We start from the raw sequence: 18,784 nt of genomic DNA, 5'->3' as shown, positions 1-18,784 counted from the left end.
CGCGCCACCGCGCCTCGTCAGTCGGCGCCGTCCGCCGCGGCCGGGTCCGCGCAGAGCTGCCCACGCAAGGTGGCGTACGCCCAGCGTTCGAAGGCCGCGGGCGTCCAGCCGCGCTCCCGGACGAACACCAGGTATAGCTCCGGGCTGAGCAACCCGTACAGCAGGTCGGCCGCGCGGGTCGCGGAGACGCCGGGGCGGGCGTCGGGCTTGCCGACGAGACTCGCGGCCGCGGCCCGCTGCACCGTGTACCGCGGATCCTCGGCGTGGTTCCAGTCCGCGGCGATGTCCGGATCGGCGTCGGACGCGGCGGCGATGACCGCCATCATCGGCGCGACCCGGTCCAGGATCTTCCGCGTACCGCGCACGTGCGCGCGCAGTTGCTCGTCCGCCGTCTGTGTGGCCACGGCGGAGCGGAACCAGCGCCGGTCCATCGTCGCGACCGGCGCGCTGTCGCCGGCGATCGTGTCGTCCACGACCGCCTTGAACAGCGTGCGCTTGTTGCCGAACACGAAGTAGATCGTCTGTACGGCAACGCCTGCGCGCGCGGCGACGTCCTGCAGGTTCGTCGTGGCGTACCCCTGGTCGAGGAACAGCTCGCGGGCCGCGGCGACCACCTTGTCGCGGGTCTGCCGGGACCGCTCGGTCCGCTTGTCCGGTCGCTTGACGGTACTCATGGCTGAAGTGTATCTCTAGAGTTGAGTTCTAGAGTTCGACTAAGAATTGTTTCGATTCGGGAGGCAGTCATGAGCGCGCACGGCGAGACCACGACACGGTCCGAACGCGAGGCGGAGGAGGCGGTCCGGCGCGAGCTGGCGGAGTGGTACCGGGCCGGGAAACCGCCGTGGGACAACGGAACCACGCCGCCCGAACTCGTCGCCGCGGTGACCGGCGACGCGGCGCCCACGCCCGGCCGCGCGCTCGAACTCGGCTGCGGCACCGGCACCAACGCCGTCTACCTCGCCCGGCACGGTTGGGACGTGGTCGGCGTCGACCTCATCGACGATGCCGTACGGCAGGCCCGCGCCAAGGCCGAGGCCGCCGGCGTCGGAGTACGGCTGCTGTGCGGTGACGCCAGCCGGCTCGACGACCTCGACGTACCGGGGCCGTTCGGGTTGTTCTTCGACCTGAGCTGCTACTGCGGCATCCCGCACCACCGGCGCGACGCGTACGCGGTGGGACTCACGCGGCGGGCGGCACCCGGCGCGCGACTGCTGATGTTCGGGTACGGGCCGGAGGCGTTCCCCGACCAGATCTCCGGCGTCACCGCCGACGAACTGCGCACCCGCTTCACCGGCTGGGAGCTGCTCGACGTGACGCCGGGGACGAACCCGTTCCCGACCTTCTGGTTCACCCTCCGCCGCACCCCCTGACCCGCCTGCTACCGTCACCGGAAGATTCGTTCTTCTGGTGACGGGAGTGGCGTGTGACGACCGAGGCGATCCGTGCGGCGGCGCTCGACGTGTTCCTCGACCGGGGGTACGCGAACGCCACGGTCGCCGAGGTGGCGGCGCGCGCCGGCGTCACCGAGCCCGCCGTACGGGAACGGTTCGCGGACACCGCGGCACTGCTGGAAGCCGTGCTGGGGCCGGGTTTCGACGACATCGAGGAGCTGCTCGACGGCGGGCACCTGACGCCCGACGAGTTCCTGGAGCGCTACCTGGACCTGTCGCTGGCCGACCGGAAGGCGCTGACGTTGACGATGGTCCAGTCCGGCATCACGACCGCGCACCCGACGCTCGGCCCCCGGGTACGCCCGCTGGCCGGGCGGATGCTCGCCGCGCTGGGCGCCACCGACGACGAGGCCAGCCGGGTGCGTACCTGGGCGGTGCTGGCGGCGATCGAGTCGACCATCGCGTTCCAGCCCGACATCCCGGCGGCGGCGATGCGTCCGCCGCTGCTCGCGGCGGCCCGCGCGGCCCTGCACTCGGCGGACTGACACCCGTGTCGCGGCCAGCGCCCGGGCGCCTGGAACTCGTCCGGGACCTGCTCAACACCGTCTCGGTGGCCCGCGGCACCGACGAGATCGCCGAGCCCGACGGGTACCGGGAATGGTTGGTACGGAACGGTTTCCCGGGCGCGGCCACCGCGGCCGACCGGCGGCGGACCGTCGCGCTGCGGGACGGGTTGCGGGCCCTGGTCGGGGCGCACGGCGCCGACGAGCCGCTCGCCCCGGCGACCCTGGCGTCCGCCCGCGCGGCGGTGGGCGACCCCGCGCTGCGGCTGGACGTCGACGGGTCCGGCGCGATCACCCTCGTACCGGCCGGCGGCCGGCTGGTGGCCCCGGCCGCGGTGCTCGCCGCGGTCGCCGCGGCCGCGGTCGACGGCAGCTGGTCGCGGCTCAAGCTCTGCCGCCGCCCCACCTGCCGCTGGGCGTACTTCGACGCGTCGCCGGCGCGGGCCGCGGTCTGGTGCACGATGGCGGTCTGCGGCGCCCGGCACAAGTCCCGCGCGTACCGGCAGCGGCGCGGATCCGCGGCTGACGCGCGTCGGGGTCGCTGACGGGGGTTGTCAGCCGTGGTCGGCGACGATCGGCGGCATGAGCGACTTCGACTTCTTCATCGGTACCTGGAACGTGGTCAACCACCGGCGTACGACGCTGCTCGCCGGGTGCGACGACTGGGAGACGTTTCCGGGGACGAGTACCTGTCGGCAGATCTTCGAGGGTGGCGGGAACACCGACGAGATCGTGTTCCCGACGCTGGGCAGCCGCGGTTTCACCCTGCGCCTGTTCGACGTCGAGCGGAAGGAATGGTCGCTGTACTGGGCGAGCAGCCGTACCGGGACGCTGTTCCCGCCGGTGGTCGGCACGTTCACCGACGGCCGCGGCGACTTCTACGGCGACGACACCCACGAGGGCCGGCCGATCCGCGCGCACTTCGTCTGGTCCGACATCACCGCGAACTCGGCGCGCTGGGAGCAGGAGTTCTCCGCCGACGGCGGAAAGACCTGGGAGTCGAACTGGATCATGGAGTTCACCCGCGCCTGACGGCCCGACCGGTGCGCCGGGTGCTGGCCCGTTCGTTGGTACAAAGGGGGGGTCGGTCGTCCGGCCGACTCTCCCGGCGGCTGTGGGAACGGGGTTCGGCATGGACGAGGACGGGCGGCCCGCGTACCGCCGGTCGACGGGTTCGCGGCGCGGGGAGGCCCGGCGGCAGGAACTGCTGGCGCGGGTGACCGACGACCTGGCCGCCAACGGGCTGGTGGACTTCTCGCTGCGCCGCGCGGCGCGCGCGGCCGGCACCACGCACAAGGTCCTGCTGTACCACTTCGACGGCGTGGACGACCTGCTGACGCAGGCGATCCTGGCGCTGCGCGACCGCCGGATCGACGGCGCGCTCGCGGCGAGCGGCGCCGTCCCCGACACCCTGTCCGCGCGGGTACGCGCGGTCTGGCCGGTACTCGTCGGCGAGGAGTCCCGGGTACTCGACCAGGCGATCGGCCTGACCATGTACGACCCGGAGCGGTACGCGGAGCTGGGTCGCGGCGCGTCGCAGCAGTACCTGCCGACGTTGGTGGGGTTGTGCCCGCCGGACTGGTCGGACGCGCGGAAGGCCGAGGTGGCGCAGCTGGTACTCGCGACGCTGCGCGGGTTCCTGATCCACCGGGCGACGGGCGGTGACCCGGCCGGGATCGACGCCGGGTTCGCGGCGCTGACGCGGGCGCTGGACCGGGAGGAGGCGGCGGGCTGAGTACCCGGTGGACGGTGTTGTGAACCGCGTGGTTCACTTGGTGGGCTGGATCCCACGTCCACCCCGGAAGGCGGTGCGCGGAATGTCCGTCACCCGCGAAGCAGTGCGATTCGTCCGCGGCGACATCGAATACGCCGCGTGGTACCACCCGGGCACCAGCGGTGCCTGCGTGATCATGGCCGGCGGCCTCGGCGTACCGAAGGGGCCCGGCACCGACCTGTTCGCGCCGCGCTTCCAGGAGGCCGGGCTCGGCGTGCTCGCCTTCGACTACCGCAACTTCGGCGAGAGCGGCGGCCGGTGGCGGCAGGTCGCCCGCGTCGCCGACCAGCTCGCCGACTGGCACGCCGCCATCGCGTACGCGCGGAGCCTGCCGGGCATCGACCCCGACCGCATCGCGCTGTGGGCGTTCTCCGCGTCCGGCGGGCACGTCCTGCGGGTCGCGGCGGCCGATCCGCGCGTCGCCGCGGTGATCGCGCAGACCCCCAACGTCGACGGCCCGACCGTCAGCCGGCACGCGGCACGCTACCAACGGCCCGGCGCCATGCTGCGGCTCGTCGGCCACGCCCTCGCCGACACGGTCGGCGGACTGCTCGGGCGACCGCCGCGGACCGTACCGCTCGCCGGCCCACCCGGTACCGTCGCGCTGGTCAGTACGCCGGACTCGCAGGTGGGGCCGCGCGCGCTGCGGGCCGGGGAGTACCCGGAATGGCGGCAGGAGATCGCCGCGCGCGTGGTGTTCGGCCAGAGCCTCTACCGGCCCGGCCGCGTCATCTCCCGGGTACGGTGCCCGCTGCTCGTCCTCGTCTGCGACGACGACCGTACGGCGCTGGCCGAGCCCGCCGCCCGCGCCGTACGCCGGGCGCCGCGCGGCGAACTGGTACGGATGCCCGGCGGCCACTACGAACCGTTCCTCGACGGGCACGAACGCGCGCTGGAGGCGGAGCTGTCGTTCCTGCGCCGGCACGTCCTGTCCGTCGACGCCACCGCCGCCGCGGGCTGACGCACTCTTCCCCGACGCGTCCGGCCGGGTCGCCCCGCCGCCGCGGGCTGACAGACCGACCCCGCACGTCTCGGCCGGGTCGCTACGCGCGAAGGTGCCGGCCGGTCCCGCGGCTCGGCACGCCGGCTCCGATCAACCGCCCGACCCTGCGCCTCGGCTTGGAACACCGTCGGGGCAACGGATCTCGTACGGTCGGAGCCGGACGTCGTCGGGCCGCGGGGCGGCTCAGTCCCGGCGGTCCGGCGGACGTCGACGAGGAGGTGCTGGTCGGGTACACCCGGCGGTTCGCCGACTGGGTCGCGGAGTTCGCCTCGCCGGATCTGCGCGACCAGGTGCGCGACGCGCTCGGGCTCGACCCGTCCACGCCCTGACGTCCCGCGTGGGGCTGAGGTTTTCGCGTGCCAGGGCAACCCTGCACGGGGTCCGGGTCGTCATCCCGGGTGGAGGTGGCGGTGGACGACTTCGCGGACTACGTCACGGCGGCATGGCCCCGGTTGCTGCGCTCTGCGTGGCTGCTGACCGGTGACTGGCATCTGGCCGAGGACCTGCTCCAGACGGTACTGGCCCGGGTGCACGGGCGCTGGTCGCGGTTGGACGCGCCCGACGCGTACCTGCGGACGGTGCTGGCGACCACGTACCTGTCGTGGCGGCGCCGACGATGGTGGGGTGAGGTGCCGGCCGGTTCGTTGCCGGAACGCCCGGACACCGACACCAACGCCAGGGTCGACCTGCGGGAGTCGGTGCGGCGGGCCGTGGTGGCGTTGCCCCGCCAGCAGCGCGCGGTACTCATGCTCCGGTTCCACGCCGACCTGACGGAGGCCGCGACGGCGGCGGCGCTGGGCATCGGGCTCGGCACGGTCAAGTCGTACACGGCGCGGGCGCTCGCGGTGCTGCGGGCCGACCCCGGCCTGCGGGAACTCATCGGCGCGTCGACCACGGGTGGAGAGGAGCTGCGGTGACCGACGGACAGCGACTTCGCGAGCTGCTGGACGCGGCGACCGCCGACGTCCCGCCCGACCACCGGGGCGCGCCCCTGGCTGCGATCCACCGCCGGGTACGTCGGCGCCGCGTCGCCCTCGCCGCCGGTGTGGCCGCGGCCCTGACCGTTCTCGTACTGGGTGGTGTCGCGGTCGCGGTCGGCGTACGGCCGACGCCGAGCCGGCCGGCACCCGCCGCGTCGCCGTCCCCGTCGGCGTTGCCGGTCGTGCCGTGGTGGTCGGCGATGGTGGCCCGCGACGACCGGACCATCACCGTGTACGCCGGCGTCAAGGGCTGCACGGACGTGACCGGGCCGCGCGGCGAGCTGGTACGGCAGAGCGCCGACCGGGTCGTGATCGCGGTACGCGGTGCGGTCGTTCCCGCCGGTGACTGCGCGACCGGCGGGCAGGCCGTTCCGGTGACCGTGCACCTGTCGGCCGGCCTCGGTGACCGGACGGTGCTCGGTGCGGGCGGCGGGTCGCGCCCCGTGTACCACGAGCGTGACCTGCCGGATCTCGCCGCGACCGGCTGGACCAGAGCGAAGGGCGCCTGGGCCGCGGGGGACGACCTGTGGTCGGCCACGTACAGCGGACCGAACGGCAGCGCCGTGTCCCTCACCGCGACACCGACCCGCGGCCGCGGCAACCCCGGTACGGTCGTGACCACGATGCGGTTCGGTTCGCACGACGCGACGATCACCCGCTCCGGCGGTGGCCCGTGGAACGCGATCTGGCGCGTCGGCGGCAACACCTACGTCCTCACCTACGTGCCGAGCGAGGGAGGCAGCACCACGCAGGACGCGTTCACCCACCTGCTGGGTACGCTCCGCTGGGACTGACCCGCGGCACCGCACGGCGTCGGCCGGGTGGGCGTTGGCTCACCCGGCGCGGACGTCGCTGAACCGGCGGATCTGCGCCCGGTACGCCAGGCCCACGAGTCGCGGCGGCAGCGCCGACAGCAGCGGCCCCATCCACCGCGGCGGCGGCTGGTTGACGCCTTCGCGTGCGGCGAGCCGGGACACCAGGCCGGCGCGCCGCGCGCGGACCCGTTCGTACCGGCGGAGGGAGTCGGCGGCGGGGTCGGTGAGGGTGCGGGCGAGCAGCCACGCGTCTTCGAGCGCCTGGTTGGCGCCCTGTGCCTGGGTGGGCGGGAACGCGTGGGCCGCGTCGCCGAGCAGGGTGGCCGCGCCGCTGCCCCACCGGTCGCCGACCCGGTGCAGGACGTGCGGGTAGCGGCCGATGTCGGCGTCGGTGACGCTGGCCAGCAGGGCCGGTACCGGCTCGGCGTAGGTGGCGAAGCGGTCGCGCAGCATCGCGCTCGGCGACGGCGGGTCGTCGCCGGTCCAGCGGGTGTCGAACCACCACTGGAGCAGCCCGTCCCCGGCGGGGAGCAGGCCGACGAGGCCGGCGTCGCCGACGATCAGTTCGCCGGTGGTGCCGCGGGCGAGGTCGGGCAGGAGTGGGCCGAGGCCCTGCCAGGTGGACCAGCCGACGTCCGCGGCGGGCGCCGGGTCGAGGACCGCGCGCCGCACCGCCGAGCGGTACCCGTCGGCGCCGACGAGGACGTCCGCCTCGTGTTCGGCGCCGGACGCGTCGAGGGCGACGACCCGGCCGTCGCCGGTGCGTACGTCGGTGACGGGGGTGTCGAAGCGGATCACGTCGTCGGGGAGGCCCTCGGCGAGCCGGTCGACGAGCTGTTCGCGGGCGATCACGCGGACCGGCCCGCGCAGCATCCGCAGGTCGGCGCGGACGACGCCACGACCCTCCGCGGTACGTAGGCGCAGCCCCGTCATCCGCCCGCCGAGCCCGTCCAGGCTCACGCCGAGCCCGGCGAGTGCCGCGTGCCCGTTGCTGAAGATCGTGACGCCGGCCCCGCCGCGCCGTAGCCCCGCCGCGGCCTCCAGTACCCGTACCCGGTGGCCGCGCTGGCGCAGCCCGTGCGTCAGCGCGAGGCCCCCGACCCCGGCTCCGGCGATCAGTACGTCCATGACACACCTCCATTCACTACGATCGTACTAGTACCGATGGTGTCATAGACTGGGGGCGTGCCAGCACCCAACCTGGAGCGCCGCCGCGCCCTCGCCGACGCCGCGATCGAGCTGCTGGTGTCCGCCGGCGTGCACGGCGTCACCCACCGCGCCGTCGAGCGCCGCGCCGGGCTGCCCACCGGCACCGCGTCGAACTACTTCCGTACCCGGGAGGACCTGCTCGTCGCCGTCACCCGCCGGGTGCTGGAGCTGCACAACGCCGACCTGGCCGCCGCCGCGGCCACCCATCCGCGCCGCGGCACCCTCGTCGAGCAGATGACCGACCTCATCGCCGGCTCGCTGTACGAGGCGGCCAGCGACCACCGCGACCGGTACGTCGCGATCTTCGAGCTGTGGCTGGAGTCGCAGCGCCGCCCCGCCCTCGCCGCCGCGATGCACGACCTGATCCTGGGCGCGGAGCAGTTCACCGCCCGGCACCACGACGACCTCGACCTGGCCGTGCCGCGCGACCGCATCCCCGTCCTGCTCCGCCTGTACGGCGGGGCGCTGTTCACGATGGTCTCCGGTCCGGAGCAGGGGGTGACGCCCGCCGTGGCACGCGACCTCGCCTCCGCCCTGGTCCGCGGCGCGCTCGCCTGACGCCTATCCTCGATCCGTGGCAGGGTACGGGATCCGCACGGCGCTCGCCGCCGACGCCGCCGCGGTCCACGCGCTGCGGGCGCGGGCCATCCGCATCTCCGCGGCCGGGTACTACGCGCCGGATGCGTTGGCGGACTGGGCATCCAGCGGTTCCGAGGACGCGCTGCGCCGGAAGATCACGACCGCCGACGGCGTCGTCGCCGTACTGGACGGGCGGGTCGTCGGGTGGGCGTGCCTGGACGGCGCCGAGGTCGACCAGCTCTACGTCGATCCCGACCACGGCGGCCGCGGCGTCGCCCGCCTCCTGTACGCCGCGATCGAGCACCGCGCCACCGCGCGGGGCGTCCGTACGCTCACCGCGGTGGCGTCGCTGCGCTCGGCGCCGGTGTTCCTGCGGTTCGGCTTCACCGAGGTACGCCGGGAGGCCCGGCTGTTCCACGGGTACCCGATGACGGTCGTGGACGTGACCAAACACCTCGGCTGACGCGACCCGCCGACGGGTACGGTCGGTGCGGGACCGAGCCGGGCGACGGAGGGTGTGCGGTGGGGGCGAGCGAGTGGGCGGACCGGTTGCGGCGCAACGGGTTCGCCGTCGAGGAGGCGTTGGGCTCCGGGATGGAGGCGGCCGCGTTCACGCTCGGCCCGGACAGTGTCGTGAAGGTCTGGTTCGACCGCACCGCGGCCGACCTCGCGCCGCTCGTCTCCTTCTACGCCGAGCTGCTCGACGCCGGCCTGCCGTTCGCGACGCCCGACGTACGGGAGGTGTCGTCGCTCGCGGGGCGGGCGGTGACGGTGGAACGGCGACTGCCCGGCGGCACCCTGCACGACGCGCTGGCGTCCGGCGCGATCGGCCCGCCGACCGCGCAGTCGGCCGCGCTGACCGTAATCACCGCGCTCGCCGAGGTCGCCGCGGGCCCGGCCGCCGCCGCGCTGCCGGTACTCGGCGAGGCGCCGCCGTGGTCGCCGAACGCGCCGACATGGGGCGACGCGCTGGCCGCCGTACTGCGCCGGCGCCTCGACCGGTACGGTGCCGGGCTGCGCGCGGCCGTACGTGATCTGGACGCCAAAGTGGCCGGCGTACTGCGGCTGCTGGCCGAGCTGCCGCCGGCGCCGCGCGGGCTGGTGCACGGAGACCTGTGCCAGCCGAACGTCCTCGTCGACGACACCGGGCGGGTCACCGCGCTGCTGGACTGGGGATTCCTGACCACGAAAGGCGATCCGGCGTTCGACGCGGCGACGTTCGCCGGCTTCTTCGACATGTACGGTCCGGACGCGCGGCGCTGGGACGACACACTGACCGCGCTGTTCTGCGACCGGCTCGGCCACCGGCGCGACCGGCTCCTGCTCTACCGGGCGTACTACGCGCTGATCGGCGCGCACGCGTACGATCCGGCCGGTGCGGACGGGCACTTCGCCTGGTGCGCCGCCACTCTGGACCGCCCGGACGTCACCGCCCTGCTCGTCGGGTGAGAGCACTGCGGCCAGCGGCGCCGCGTACCGGCAATGCCGTTTCCGGAGGAGTACTTCGATGCGGTCGTCAGCGTGGACTCGTACCACTACTTCGGCACCGACGACCTCTACTTGCCTTACCTGGCACCGTTTCTGCGGACCGGCGGCCAGCTCGGCACCGTCCTGCCGGGGCTCACGCACGAGATCGACGGCCGCGTTCCGGACCACCTGCGCCACTGGCAGCAGGACTTCCACAGCTTCCACTCCGCCGACTGGTGGGCCCGGCACCTGGCCAACAGCGGCGCCGTCACCGTCACCCGAGCCGATGTCGTACCGGACGGGTGGCGGCACTGGCAGCGGTGGGAGGCGCTGGGTGTGCGGACGGCGCCGCCGGAGTGGCGGGCGCACTGCGCGGCGCAGGCCGAGGACCTCGCCGCCGACGCCGGCCGCACGTACTGTTTCCCGCGCCTGGTGGCGTACCGGACCGGCGGTTGAGGCGGTCAGGCCGGGACGGGGGCGGCGGCGCGGCGGCGGGTCCAGATGGTGACGACCTGGACGACGCTGCCGCCGAACATCAGGACGCCGAGCGGTACGTGCAGCGCGGTCAGGTGCGCGATGCCGAGCATCACCTGGACCAGCGCGACGGCCAGGAACACCACCGCGAACAGGATCGCGCGCGGCGATCCGCCGCCCGGCCGCCACGCCAGGACCGCGACGGGCACGTGCAGCATCGCCACCACGAACAGGGTGTACGCCCCGGCGCTGTGCAGCGGCTTGCCGGCCGGTACGGACAGCAGCAGGCCCGCGGTGACCGCCTGGACGAAGACGGCGACGGCCTGCACGGTGACGACGAGGCGCAGGAGCGCCGGCAGCGGACCGCGGTTCGCGGTGGTACGGGTGGACATGGCGGGGTCGTCCCTTCGGATGGCGGTGGCCCGTGGGGCCGTGACCAGGTGGTGCACTGGTCCGACGACTCTGCCAGGGAGAATGTGAGGTCGGTGCGGCGGACCTCACAGATCGGTGGGCCGTCTCGTCGTACCGGTGGGGGCGACGAGTCGAGGGGCGGCACGATGGGCGGGGTCACGCCGGCATCCGGCGATCCGGAGCTGGACGCGCTGGTACGCGAGCGGCGGCAGCTGCTGAACCTCGGGTACCGGCTGCTCGGGTCGTTCGCGGAGGCCGAGGACGTGGTGCAGGAGACCTACGCCCGGTGGTACGCGATGAGCCGGGAGCAGCAGGACGCGATCGCGTCACCGGGCGCGTGGCTGACGCGGGTGGCGGGCCGGATCTGCCTGGACCTGCTGGGGTCGGCGCGGGCCCGCCGCGAGCGGTACGTGGGGGAGTGGATCCCTGAACCGCTGCCGGACCGTACCGAATGGGGTGCGGCGGATCCGGCGGACCGGGTCACGCTGGACGAGTCGGTCAGCATGGCGTTCCTGGTGGTGTTGGAGGCGATGACGCCCGCCGAGCGGGTCGCGTTCGTCCTGCACGACGTCTTCCGGTACTCCTTCGCCGAAGTGGCCGAGATCGTCGGCCGTACGCCGGCGGCGTGCCGGCAACTGGCGAGTTCGGCCCGGCGCCGGATCGAGGCGGCGGAGCTGCCCACGACGCCCAAGCCGCGGCAGGCCGGCCTCGTCCGGGACTTCCGGCGGGCGTGGGAGTCCCGCGACATCGGCGCGCTCGTCGGCCTGCTCGACCCGCGCGCGGTGATGACCGCCGACGGCGGCGGCGTCGTGAGCGCCGCGCTACGCCCCGTCGAGGGCGGCGAGCAGATCGCCCGCTACATCGTGGGGCTCGCCGAGAAGGCGCCGGACATGACGATCGTGGAGCGTACGGTCAACGGCCAGCCGGGGTTGGTGGCGCAGCGCGACGGCGTCACCGTGGTGGTCGCGGCGCTGGACGTGTCGGCCGGGCGTATCACCCACATCTGGGCGGTACGCAATCCCGAGAAGCTGTCGGCCTGGGCCACGTCGCCGGAGTCCTGAGGGGTCGCGGCCGGATCCCGGCGGTGGTGCGGTAGGGGCGCACCACCGCCGCGTCAGCGCGGGTCGAGACGGTACAGGGCGGCTCCGCCCGGATCGAGCGTCACGTCGACGATCGCCGGGTTGGGCTGCGGCGCGTACGTGCCGCTCGCCGCGTCGAAGACGCTGACCCGGGCGACGGTCTCCGCGTGCAACTGGAGCCGTACCGTGGCAGGGGTGGTGTGGGATCGGTTGGCGGCCAACAGGAAGCGGGTCTCGTCGGCGGCGTCGGCCGGGCGGAACCGGCCGAGGACCACGGCGTCGCCCTCGACCCGGCGTACCCGGTCGTCGGGGGTGAAGTCGGTGGCGCCGACCGGCAGGGGAGTGTCGTTGGCGTGCACCACGGACTCGGACACCAGCGGCTTGAGCTGGCTGCCGGCGGGTTGCAGCCACCCGGTGTTGAGCGCCCTGGCCGCGTCGTACAGGGCGGTGCGGTGGCCGTCGACGGTGACGAGTGCCTGCGCCGGCACGAAACCGCTGCCACGACTGGGATCCGGCGTCCAGTACGTGAAGTACTGCACGCCCTTCGCGCCGTACGCCAGCGACACGTTCGCCTGCCACGCGACCTCGGCGGCGCTCGGCAACCGGTGCCCGGCGTACTGCACGGACTGCAGGTAGATCCAGGTCGGCAGGTTCGCCTTCAGGCCCGCCGCGCGCACGATCGCCCAGTTCTGGAAGTACAGCGGGTCGTCGGTTCCGTTGGCGTTCAACGGATAGCGGTCGTAGCTGAGGACCGACGGCGCGATCGTGTCGACGGCCTCCTGCACGTACCGGGTGTAGGTCGGGGCGTCCATGCCGGCGGTGCCCCAGGCGCCCCACGGCTGGCCGAGCCGCCGGAAGTTCACGTACGGCAGCACCGTCGGCGCCACCTGCCGGACGATCGACACCAGCGCGGCGAGCGTGGTGAACCGGTCCGTGGCCGGCTCGTCCACCAGGTCCAGCCCCGCGAACGCCGGATACTTCCTGTACGTGGTGAGCACGGCGCGCAGGCACACCGTCGCGTCGGCCACGCTCAGTTGCGGCCGGTTGCCGCTCGGATCGCCGGCGATCCAGAAGTTCCCGGCGGTGACGACCTCCAGCGGGTCGCCGGACACCAGCATCTTCAACCCGGCCTGCTGTGCCAGTCCCAGCGCGTACGTGATGCCGGTGGCGTCCCACAGGTAGTTGCCGTTGAGCAGGAACGTGAAGCCCGCGTCCGCGATCTCCGCGTACCGCTCCGGGGTGGTGAACGTGGGCGGCGGCGGCCAGAACACCCCGATCGGGAACTGGCTGCCGCCGGTCAGCGGCAGGTCGGCCGGGCTGACCGCCGGCGCGGACACCGGGGTCGCCGCGACCGGATCCGCTTGCGCCGCATCGGGTCTGGCCAGGGCGGCCATCCCGGCGGCGGCCATCCCGCCGGCCAGGACGGCGCGCCGTCCGAGCCCTGCGCGTACTGAGGTCATGCGTCCTCCAGATGGGTTCGCACCGCGTCGGCGGTGGCCCGCATGGTGCGGACGGTTCGGTCGTACGTGCGTTGCGCGACCGCGACGTACAGCATCTCGACGACGGTCAGCTCCGAGTGCCGCGCCGCGAGCGGCCCGTCCCGGAACGTCGTCTGCTGCGACACGGTCGTCAGGACGTGGTCGGCGAGCCGACCGATCGGCGCGTCCGGAAACCCGGTCACCGCAACGGTTGTGGCACCCCGCTCGTGCGCGCGGCGCAGCACGTCCAACGTCTCCCTGGTACCGCCGCGGTGCGAGATGCCGACCGTCACGTCGCCGGTGGTCTGCAGTGCGGCGGCGGTCAGCCCCTCGTGCACGTCCGCGCTCACCCACGCCGGTACGCCGATGCCGTGCAGCCGCATCCGCAGTTCCGCCGCCATGATCGCGCTGCCGCTGACCCCGAACACGTCCACCCGGCGCGCGCCGGCGACCGCCGCTGCCGCCGCGTCCAGGGCCGAGAGGTCAAGCGCCGCAAGGGTTTCCCGTACCGCGCGGGCCTGCGCGGCGGCCAGCCCGCGGGCCACCTCGGCCAGTTCGGTGTCGGCGGTGAACTCGCGCCGGATCCGTTCGTCCCAGGCGCCGCCGACCGACGCCGACGCCGCCACCGCGACCCTCAGCGCCGGATACCCCGCGAAGCCGAGGTACTGCGCCAGCCGCGTCACCGTCGACGCCGACGTACCGGAGCGATCGGCGAGCTCGACGATCGTGCCGCGGACGACGCCGGGCGGATCGGCGAGTACCTCGTCGGCCACCCGCCGCAGCGCACCCGGCAGGTCGGGCGCGATCCGACGCAACGCCACGAGAACATCCGGCTCGGACATGGTCGAAATTATTGCCAGTCCGAGGCGTAAGGGCCATATCCCCGGCAAGAATTTCTTTGCCGTCGCGCGGGCGCGCATCAGGATGAGGGGGTGCCGATCCCGCGCCGCGCAACGATTCCGGCCACACCGCCACGTCGAAGGCGGTCAGCTCCGGTGGCAGGGTCGTACCCCCCCGGACCTCGCCGGTCTTCTGGTCGGCACCGGCGACGCCCGCATCGACCACCGCACCAGCCCCGCGTACCGGGGGAGCGGGCCCGGCGGGCGGCCGGCGGCTCGAACTCATCCGGTCCGACCTCGTCGCCGAACGCGCCGGGTTCCGCCCCTGACGGCGGTCCGGCGCGTCATCGGATGGTCGGGATCTGCTCCTCGATGCCGTCCATCACCGCGACCGCGAACGTGGCGAGCGCGTCGGTCTTCTTCGTGTCGCTGCCGTCCAGCTCGAACAGTTCCACGACCATCATGTACCGGTGGAAGGTGCGCCGGTACACCCAGGTGCTCGGGTCGGAGCCGTCGCACAGCGACGACCCGGTCCCGGTCTGCGGGCAGAAGTGGTTGAGCTCGTTGAACGCGTCGGTGCCCGCCTTCATCTCGTCCTTCACCGACTCCGCGTCGTCGGCCGTGGGCATCGCGAACACCATCACGCTGGCCATCAACCCGTCGTCCTTGTCCAGGTAGTCCGCGGTCAGCATACGGTCGCAGTCGTACCGGTTGACCAGGTCGGTGGTGGCGCCCTCCCCGCCGGTACTGGCCTTGTCGCAGTTCGACCGCACGCCGTACGCCGGCAGCTCGTAGTCGGCCAGCTCGGGGAAGAACTGCTCGGGCTCCATCGGGGTGTCGTCCAGGTCCGCGTCGTCGAGGGTGTCGCCGTCGCGCGCGGTCGGCGAGGGGGACGGCGACTCCGACGTCGGTGACGGCTCCGGCGACGGCGAGTCCGACGTCGGGTCGATGTCCGGCGTCGACTGGCTCCCGCTGGCCTGCGACACGGCCCGGCCGATGCTGTTCGCCACGAACACGCCGAACCCGACGACGATGACGACGGCGACCACGATGGCGAGCACCCGCGCGACCGTGCCAGCCGACGTACCGGACTTCGTCGGCTGCGGCGGCAGGCCCGAGAACGGCGGCGGCGCGCCAGCGCCCCCACCGTCGTGCCCGAAACCAGCGGGACCGGAACCATCAGCCCCGGGACCGCCGGCCCGGGAACCATCAGCCCAGGGGCCGCTGGGCCCGGAACCATCAGGCCCGGGACCGCCGGGACCGGAACCATCAGGCCCGGGACTGCCAGCCCCGAAACCATCGGAACCGCCGGGAGCAGCACCGTTGGCGCCGGACGTGTCGGGCGTGGATCCGTCGGAAGCCGCGCCGCCGGACGCGCTGGCCTCCGCCGCGGCGGGGTTGACGCCGGCCACCGGGGGTTCGCTGCCGATGGCCTCCGCCCAGGCGGCCTCGACGTCGTCCTCGTCCCCGTCGTCATCCGGCGTACGCTGCGCGGTCACCTCGGTCGGGTCGTCGTTCGCCGGCGCCGTACGCCGCAGCGGGTCCACCTTCGTCTCGGTGCTCGGTACGCCCGGGCGGATCACGGTGTCCGCGGCGCTGGCGTACCGGTCGGCCTCGGACTGCTGGGTCGCGATGAGGTCGTGTACGGGCTGCGGCCAGAGCCGGTCGACCGGCGGCAGGTCACCGACCGCGTCGCGTACCTCGGCGGGGGTGGGGCGGTCGGCGGGCTCCTTGGCCAGGCAGCATTCGACGAGGTCGCGGAGCTGGTCGGGGAGCGCGTCGAGCTCGGGCGCGGAGTACACGACGTTGAAGAGGGTCTGCGGGGTGGACGGGCCGTCGAACGGGTTGGCGCCGGTGGCCGCCACCAGCAGCACCGTGCCGAGCGAGAACACGTCGCTGGGGCCGGTCACCGGCTGGCCCATGGCCTGCTCGGGCGACATGAAGCCGGGTGCGCCGACCAGCCAGCCGGTATGGGTCAGCTCGGTGCCGGCGCCGTCGGCCGCCCGCGCGATGCCGAAGTCGATGACGGTCGCGCCCTGGTCGGTGAGCAGCACGTTCGACGGTTTGAGGTCGCGGTGTACGAGCTGCGCGTCGTGGATGTCGACCAGCGCCGACGACAGCGCGGCGGCGAGCGCCAGTACGGACTCCACCGGGAACGGCCCGGTGGCGAGCGCGTCGTGCAGCGACGGCCCGGCCACGAACTCCGAGGCCAGCCACGGGATCGGCGCGTCCGGGTCGGCCGCCAGCACCCCCGCCGTGTACTCGCCGGCCACCTGGCGCGACGCGGCGACCTCGCGGCTGAACCGGGCGCGGAAGCCCTCGTCGTCGGTGAGCTGTTCGCGGACCTGCTTGACCGCGACGAGGGTGCCGTCGGCGGCGGCGGCGAGGAAGACCCGGCCCATGCCGCCGCGCCCCAGCTCGGCGAGCACCCGGTACGGTCCGATCTGCTCCGGATCGTTGGGCCCCAACGGTTTCACGATGCTCCACCCGTTCCCGACAGCGACGTACGACGGCAGCGTGACGGCACACCGGCCCATCGAGACCATGCATTCACATACACAGCGTATGTTTCGTGCGCAACGTACGCCAGGCCGGTCGTGCGGTGCACGTTCCGCCCGGTCAGGCGCCTATGCTCGGCGCATGCCCCCGGTCCGCAACCGGCGCGCGCAGCACTCGGAAGCGACCAGGTCCGCCCTCCTCGACGCGGCCCTGCGCCGGTTCGTCGAGCACGGCTACGCCGCGACGACCCTTGAGGACGTGGCCACCGACATCCGGGCCACCCGCGGCGCGGTGTACCACCACTTCGCCGGCAAGAGCGCGCTGTTCGAGGCGGTGTTCGACCGGGTGGAGACCGAGACGTTCCGGCGCGTCGTCGAACGGGGCGCGCAGGCGGGCACCCCCTGGGACGCGATGCTCGCCGGCATCGAGGTGTTCCTGGACCGCTGCTGCGAGCCCGAGTACGCGCGGATCGTGTGGCAGGAGGCGCCCGTCGCGCTCGGCTGGCACCGGCTGCGCAACCTGGAGGAACGCTACGCGTACAGCGTGGTGGCGGAGACCGTGCGGGCGCTGACCGAGCTGGGCGAGCTGCCGGAGCATCCGGTGGAGCCGGTCAGCCGCATCATGTTCAACGTCTTCGGTACCGCCGGGATGGCGCTGGCGGAGACGCCGGACGCCGACCGGGGCCGGGTGCGCGACGAGTACGCGGGGGTCATCCGGCACCTGCTCACCAGCGTCCGGGTGCGGCGTGAGAGGTCCTAACAGAAAGGCGTCCGCCAGGCGCCGACGGTCCTTTCCTGTCAGGACCTCTCAGACGATCGCCGGCTGCGGTGGCGCGGTGGCGCGGGCGAGCGTCTCGACGACGACCAGGAGTACGACGAGGCCGACGCCGAAGCCGATGGCGGCGGACGCGCCCGCGCCGGTGAGGACGAAGCCCAGGGCGGCGAGGACCACCAGCGCGATGTCGATCGGTACGTGGAAGCGGTGCAGGAACGCCGGCACCGGGCCGAGCGGTACGCCGGTGCGGGCGAGGCCGTGGCCCATCGCGTCGAGTCCGCGTCCGGTGGTGCGGCGGGTCCAGACCGCGGGACGGGCCGGTCCCGCGAACCAGCACACCACCGCGACCAGCGCGCCCAGCACCGCCATCACCCGGTACGCGGTGAGCACGTTGCGCAGCACGATGTCGAAGACGTGCGCCACCGCGTCGGGCGAGTGCACGGCCGGCGGCAGGTTGTTCAGGTAGTACGCCCGGGCGATGGCGACCCCGGCGATGATCAGCAGGGCGCCGACGGCGAGGAACGCGCCGGCCAGCAGCAGGCCGCGCCGGTGCCGTGGTGCGGTGAGTACGGCGGCGGCGAGCAGGACGAGCGCCACCCACGGCAGCCAGGTCGCCACGGTGTCCAGCGCGGTGACGTAGTTGCGCAGCTTGGGCAGCGCGGTCGAGGAGAAGAGGACGAACTCGATGTTGATCTTCGGAATCTTCCCGGCGAGGGCGAAACCGCGGTCCACCAGCCGCTGCTTCACGGTCAACAGCAGCGCGCCCAGGTCCACCGACACGGTGGTGCCCTGGCTCTTGAGGATCGTGCCGCCCTTGCCGGTCAGTACGGTCTGCAGGTTCTCATGCGCGACGCGGTTCGCGGAGTCCCAGGCGTCGGCGAACGTCGAGCTGTGCACGATCTGGTCGACCTCGCGGGCGATGAACGACTCGACGCCCGAGACGGCCGGGCCGACGAGCGAGTCGACGGCGGGCGGCGCACCCTGCTTCTTCAGCCAGTCGGACGCCTCGTGCCCGAGCGTCGTCAGGTCCACGCGGGTGGTGATCTCGTCGGTCAGCCGGCGCGAGATCGCGTCCTGTACCACTGGATCGGTGGCCAGCGGCGCCACCGTCGCCACGTACCGGTCGGTGTTGAGGAGCTGGTTGCGGGCGAAGACGGCGACGACCGACAGGACGGCCAGCAGCGTACCGACGAGGAGCAGGGCGACGGCGCCGAGCCACCGGCCCACGCGTACGCCGCGGCCGGATGCCTTGCGGCGCAACGCCTCCAGCTCGCGCCGGTCCGCGTCGGACAGGTCCTCCGGCGGCTGCTCGGTCATCCCACACCCCTCCGTCGCGCCGGCCGCGCGCGGTCAGGTCCGCCGCGGGCACGCCGAACATTCGAAAGCGTAGGCCGCCGATCCGTGCCGCGGGGCCACAACGCCGCAGAACGCCGACGTACGCAGATCGCC

The 18,784-nt window shown here is 73.6% G+C and carries 22 protein-coding genes; 15 read left to right on the top strand and 7 right to left on the bottom strand.

The window, feature by feature from the left end:
- Positions 1–17: 17 nt before the first annotated feature.
- Entirely contained in the window at positions 18–674 is a 657-nt protein-coding gene (locus Aru02nite_RS27015) for a TetR/AcrR family transcriptional regulator (RefSeq protein ID WP_203662384.1), read from the bottom strand.
- Between the two features lie 69 nt (positions 675–743).
- On the opposite strand from Aru02nite_RS27015, the gene Aru02nite_RS27010 reads away from it, so the two are divergent.
- The 9 genes from Aru02nite_RS27010 to Aru02nite_RS26970 all read left to right on the top strand — a co-directional run bounded on the left by Aru02nite_RS27010 (position 744) and on the right by Aru02nite_RS26970 (position 6,505).
- A complete protein-coding gene (locus Aru02nite_RS27010; RefSeq protein ID WP_203662383.1) occupies positions 744–1,370 on the top strand; it encodes a class I SAM-dependent methyltransferase in 627 nt (208 codons plus the stop codon).
- Positions 1,371–1,423: 53 nt separating this feature from the next.
- Positions 1,424–1,936, top strand: coding sequence for a TetR/AcrR family transcriptional regulator (locus Aru02nite_RS27005; RefSeq protein ID WP_203662382.1), 513 nt, complete (start codon positions 1,424–1,426; stop codon positions 1,934–1,936).
- Between the two features lie 5 nt (positions 1,937–1,941).
- A complete protein-coding gene (locus Aru02nite_RS27000) occupies positions 1,942–2,499 on the top strand; it encodes a CGNR zinc finger domain-containing protein (protein ID WP_239076980.1) in 558 nt (185 codons plus the stop codon).
- A gap of 37 nt (positions 2,500–2,536) precedes the next feature.
- Positions 2,537–2,986, top strand: a complete 450-nt coding sequence (locus Aru02nite_RS26995; protein ID WP_203662381.1) for a hypothetical protein — start codon at positions 2,537–2,539, stop codon at positions 2,984–2,986.
- A 100-nt stretch (positions 2,987–3,086) separates the two neighbouring features.
- Positions 3,087–3,689, top strand: a complete 603-nt coding sequence (locus Aru02nite_RS26990; RefSeq protein ID WP_203662380.1) for a TetR/AcrR family transcriptional regulator — start codon at positions 3,087–3,089, stop codon at positions 3,687–3,689.
- A gap of 82 nt (positions 3,690–3,771) precedes the next feature.
- Complete coding sequence (locus Aru02nite_RS26985; RefSeq protein ID WP_203662379.1) at positions 3,772–4,689, top strand: alpha/beta hydrolase; 918 nt, start codon at positions 3,772–3,774, stop codon at positions 4,687–4,689.
- A gap of 158 nt (positions 4,690–4,847) precedes the next feature.
- Complete coding sequence (locus Aru02nite_RS26980; RefSeq protein WP_203662378.1) at positions 4,848–5,060, top strand: hypothetical protein; 213 nt, start codon at positions 4,848–4,850, stop codon at positions 5,058–5,060.
- 81 nt (positions 5,061–5,141) lie between these two features.
- On the top strand, positions 5,142–5,648 hold the full coding sequence (locus tag Aru02nite_RS26975; protein ID WP_239076979.1) for a SigE family RNA polymerase sigma factor: 507 nt from the start codon (positions 5,142–5,144) through the stop codon (positions 5,646–5,648).
- Positions 5,645–6,505, top strand: coding sequence for a hypothetical protein (locus Aru02nite_RS26970; protein WP_203662377.1), 861 nt, complete (start codon positions 5,645–5,647; stop codon positions 6,503–6,505). Before Aru02nite_RS26975 ends, Aru02nite_RS26970 begins: the two co-directional genes overlap by 4 nt.
- 39 nt (positions 6,506–6,544) lie before the next feature.
- Here Aru02nite_RS26970 and Aru02nite_RS26965 read toward each other — a convergent pair whose 3' ends face one another.
- Positions 6,545–7,654, bottom strand: coding sequence for an FAD-dependent oxidoreductase (locus Aru02nite_RS26965; protein WP_203662376.1), 1,110 nt, complete (start codon positions 7,652–7,654; stop codon positions 6,545–6,547).
- 57 nt (positions 7,655–7,711) lie between these two features.
- On the opposite strand from Aru02nite_RS26965, the gene Aru02nite_RS26960 reads away from it, so the two are divergent.
- From Aru02nite_RS26960 to Aru02nite_RS26945, 4 genes are read left to right on the top strand one after another with little or no spacing between them, the layout of a single operon-like run.
- Positions 7,712–8,293, top strand: coding sequence for a TetR/AcrR family transcriptional regulator (locus Aru02nite_RS26960; protein WP_203662375.1), 582 nt, complete (start codon positions 7,712–7,714; stop codon positions 8,291–8,293).
- A gap of 16 nt (positions 8,294–8,309) precedes the next feature.
- Complete coding sequence (locus tag Aru02nite_RS26955; RefSeq protein WP_203662374.1) at positions 8,310–8,777, top strand: GNAT family N-acetyltransferase; 468 nt, start codon at positions 8,310–8,312, stop codon at positions 8,775–8,777.
- Between the two features lie 59 nt (positions 8,778–8,836).
- On the top strand, positions 8,837–9,763 hold the full coding sequence (locus Aru02nite_RS26950; RefSeq protein ID WP_203662373.1) for a phosphotransferase: 927 nt from the start codon (positions 8,837–8,839) through the stop codon (positions 9,761–9,763).
- A 33-nt stretch (positions 9,764–9,796) separates the two neighbouring features.
- Positions 9,797–10,237: a class I SAM-dependent methyltransferase gene (locus Aru02nite_RS26945; protein ID WP_203662372.1), complete on the top strand. Its 441-nt coding sequence runs from the start codon at positions 9,797–9,799 to the stop codon at positions 10,235–10,237.
- 5 nt (positions 10,238–10,242) lie between these two features.
- On the opposite strand, the gene Aru02nite_RS26940 is transcribed toward Aru02nite_RS26945, so the two are convergent.
- Complete coding sequence (locus Aru02nite_RS26940; RefSeq protein WP_203662371.1) at positions 10,243–10,647, bottom strand: hypothetical protein; 405 nt, start codon at positions 10,645–10,647, stop codon at positions 10,243–10,245.
- A 165-nt stretch (positions 10,648–10,812) separates the two neighbouring features.
- Here Aru02nite_RS26940 and sigJ point away from each other — a divergent pair, with 165 nt between their 5' ends.
- Positions 10,813–11,727 carry an RNA polymerase sigma factor SigJ gene (gene sigJ / locus Aru02nite_RS26935; protein ID WP_203662370.1) on the top strand — a complete coding sequence of 305 codons (915 nt, stop codon included), beginning with the start codon at positions 10,813–10,815 and terminating at the stop codon, positions 11,725–11,727.
- Between the two features lie 53 nt (positions 11,728–11,780).
- Here sigJ and Aru02nite_RS26930 read toward each other — a convergent pair whose 3' ends face one another.
- The 3 genes from Aru02nite_RS26930 to Aru02nite_RS26920 all read right to left on the bottom strand — a co-directional run bounded on the left by Aru02nite_RS26930 (position 11,781) and on the right by Aru02nite_RS26920 (position 16,539).
- The gene (locus Aru02nite_RS26930) at positions 11,781–13,205 is read right to left on the bottom strand and encodes a hypothetical protein (RefSeq protein WP_203662369.1); all 1,425 of its coding nucleotides are present in this window, start codon (positions 13,203–13,205) and stop codon (positions 11,781–11,783) included.
- Positions 13,202–14,065, bottom strand: coding sequence for a MurR/RpiR family transcriptional regulator (locus Aru02nite_RS26925; protein WP_203662368.1), 864 nt, complete (start codon positions 14,063–14,065; stop codon positions 13,202–13,204). The genes Aru02nite_RS26930 and Aru02nite_RS26925 overlap by 4 nt, the downstream gene beginning before the upstream one ends.
- A 341-nt stretch (positions 14,066–14,406) precedes the next feature.
- Positions 14,407–16,539 carry a serine/threonine protein kinase gene (locus Aru02nite_RS26920; protein WP_203662367.1) on the bottom strand — a complete coding sequence of 711 codons (2,133 nt, stop codon included), beginning with the start codon at positions 16,537–16,539 and terminating at the stop codon, positions 14,407–14,409.
- Between the two features lie 163 nt (positions 16,540–16,702).
- Between Aru02nite_RS26920 and Aru02nite_RS26915 the strand changes: the two genes are divergently transcribed.
- Positions 16,703–17,320: a TetR/AcrR family transcriptional regulator gene (locus tag Aru02nite_RS26915; RefSeq protein WP_203662366.1), complete on the top strand. Its 618-nt coding sequence runs from the start codon at positions 16,703–16,705 to the stop codon at positions 17,318–17,320.
- Between the two features lie 48 nt (positions 17,321–17,368).
- Here the strand turns inward: Aru02nite_RS26915 and Aru02nite_RS26910 are convergent, their stop codons facing one another.
- Positions 17,369–18,652 (bottom strand): hypothetical protein, encoded by a 1,284-nt coding sequence (locus Aru02nite_RS26910; RefSeq protein ID WP_203662365.1) that lies wholly within the window; start codon positions 18,650–18,652, stop codon positions 17,369–17,371.
- Positions 18,653–18,784: the final 132 nt, after the last annotated feature.

Source organism: Actinocatenispora rupis, from assembly GCF_016861975.1.
GTDB lineage: Bacteria > Actinomycetota > Actinomycetes > Mycobacteriales > Micromonosporaceae > Actinocatenispora > Actinocatenispora rupis.
The sequence above is the reverse complement of the archived record's forward strand: the minus strand, read 5'-3'. Positions and strand labels throughout refer to the sequence as shown.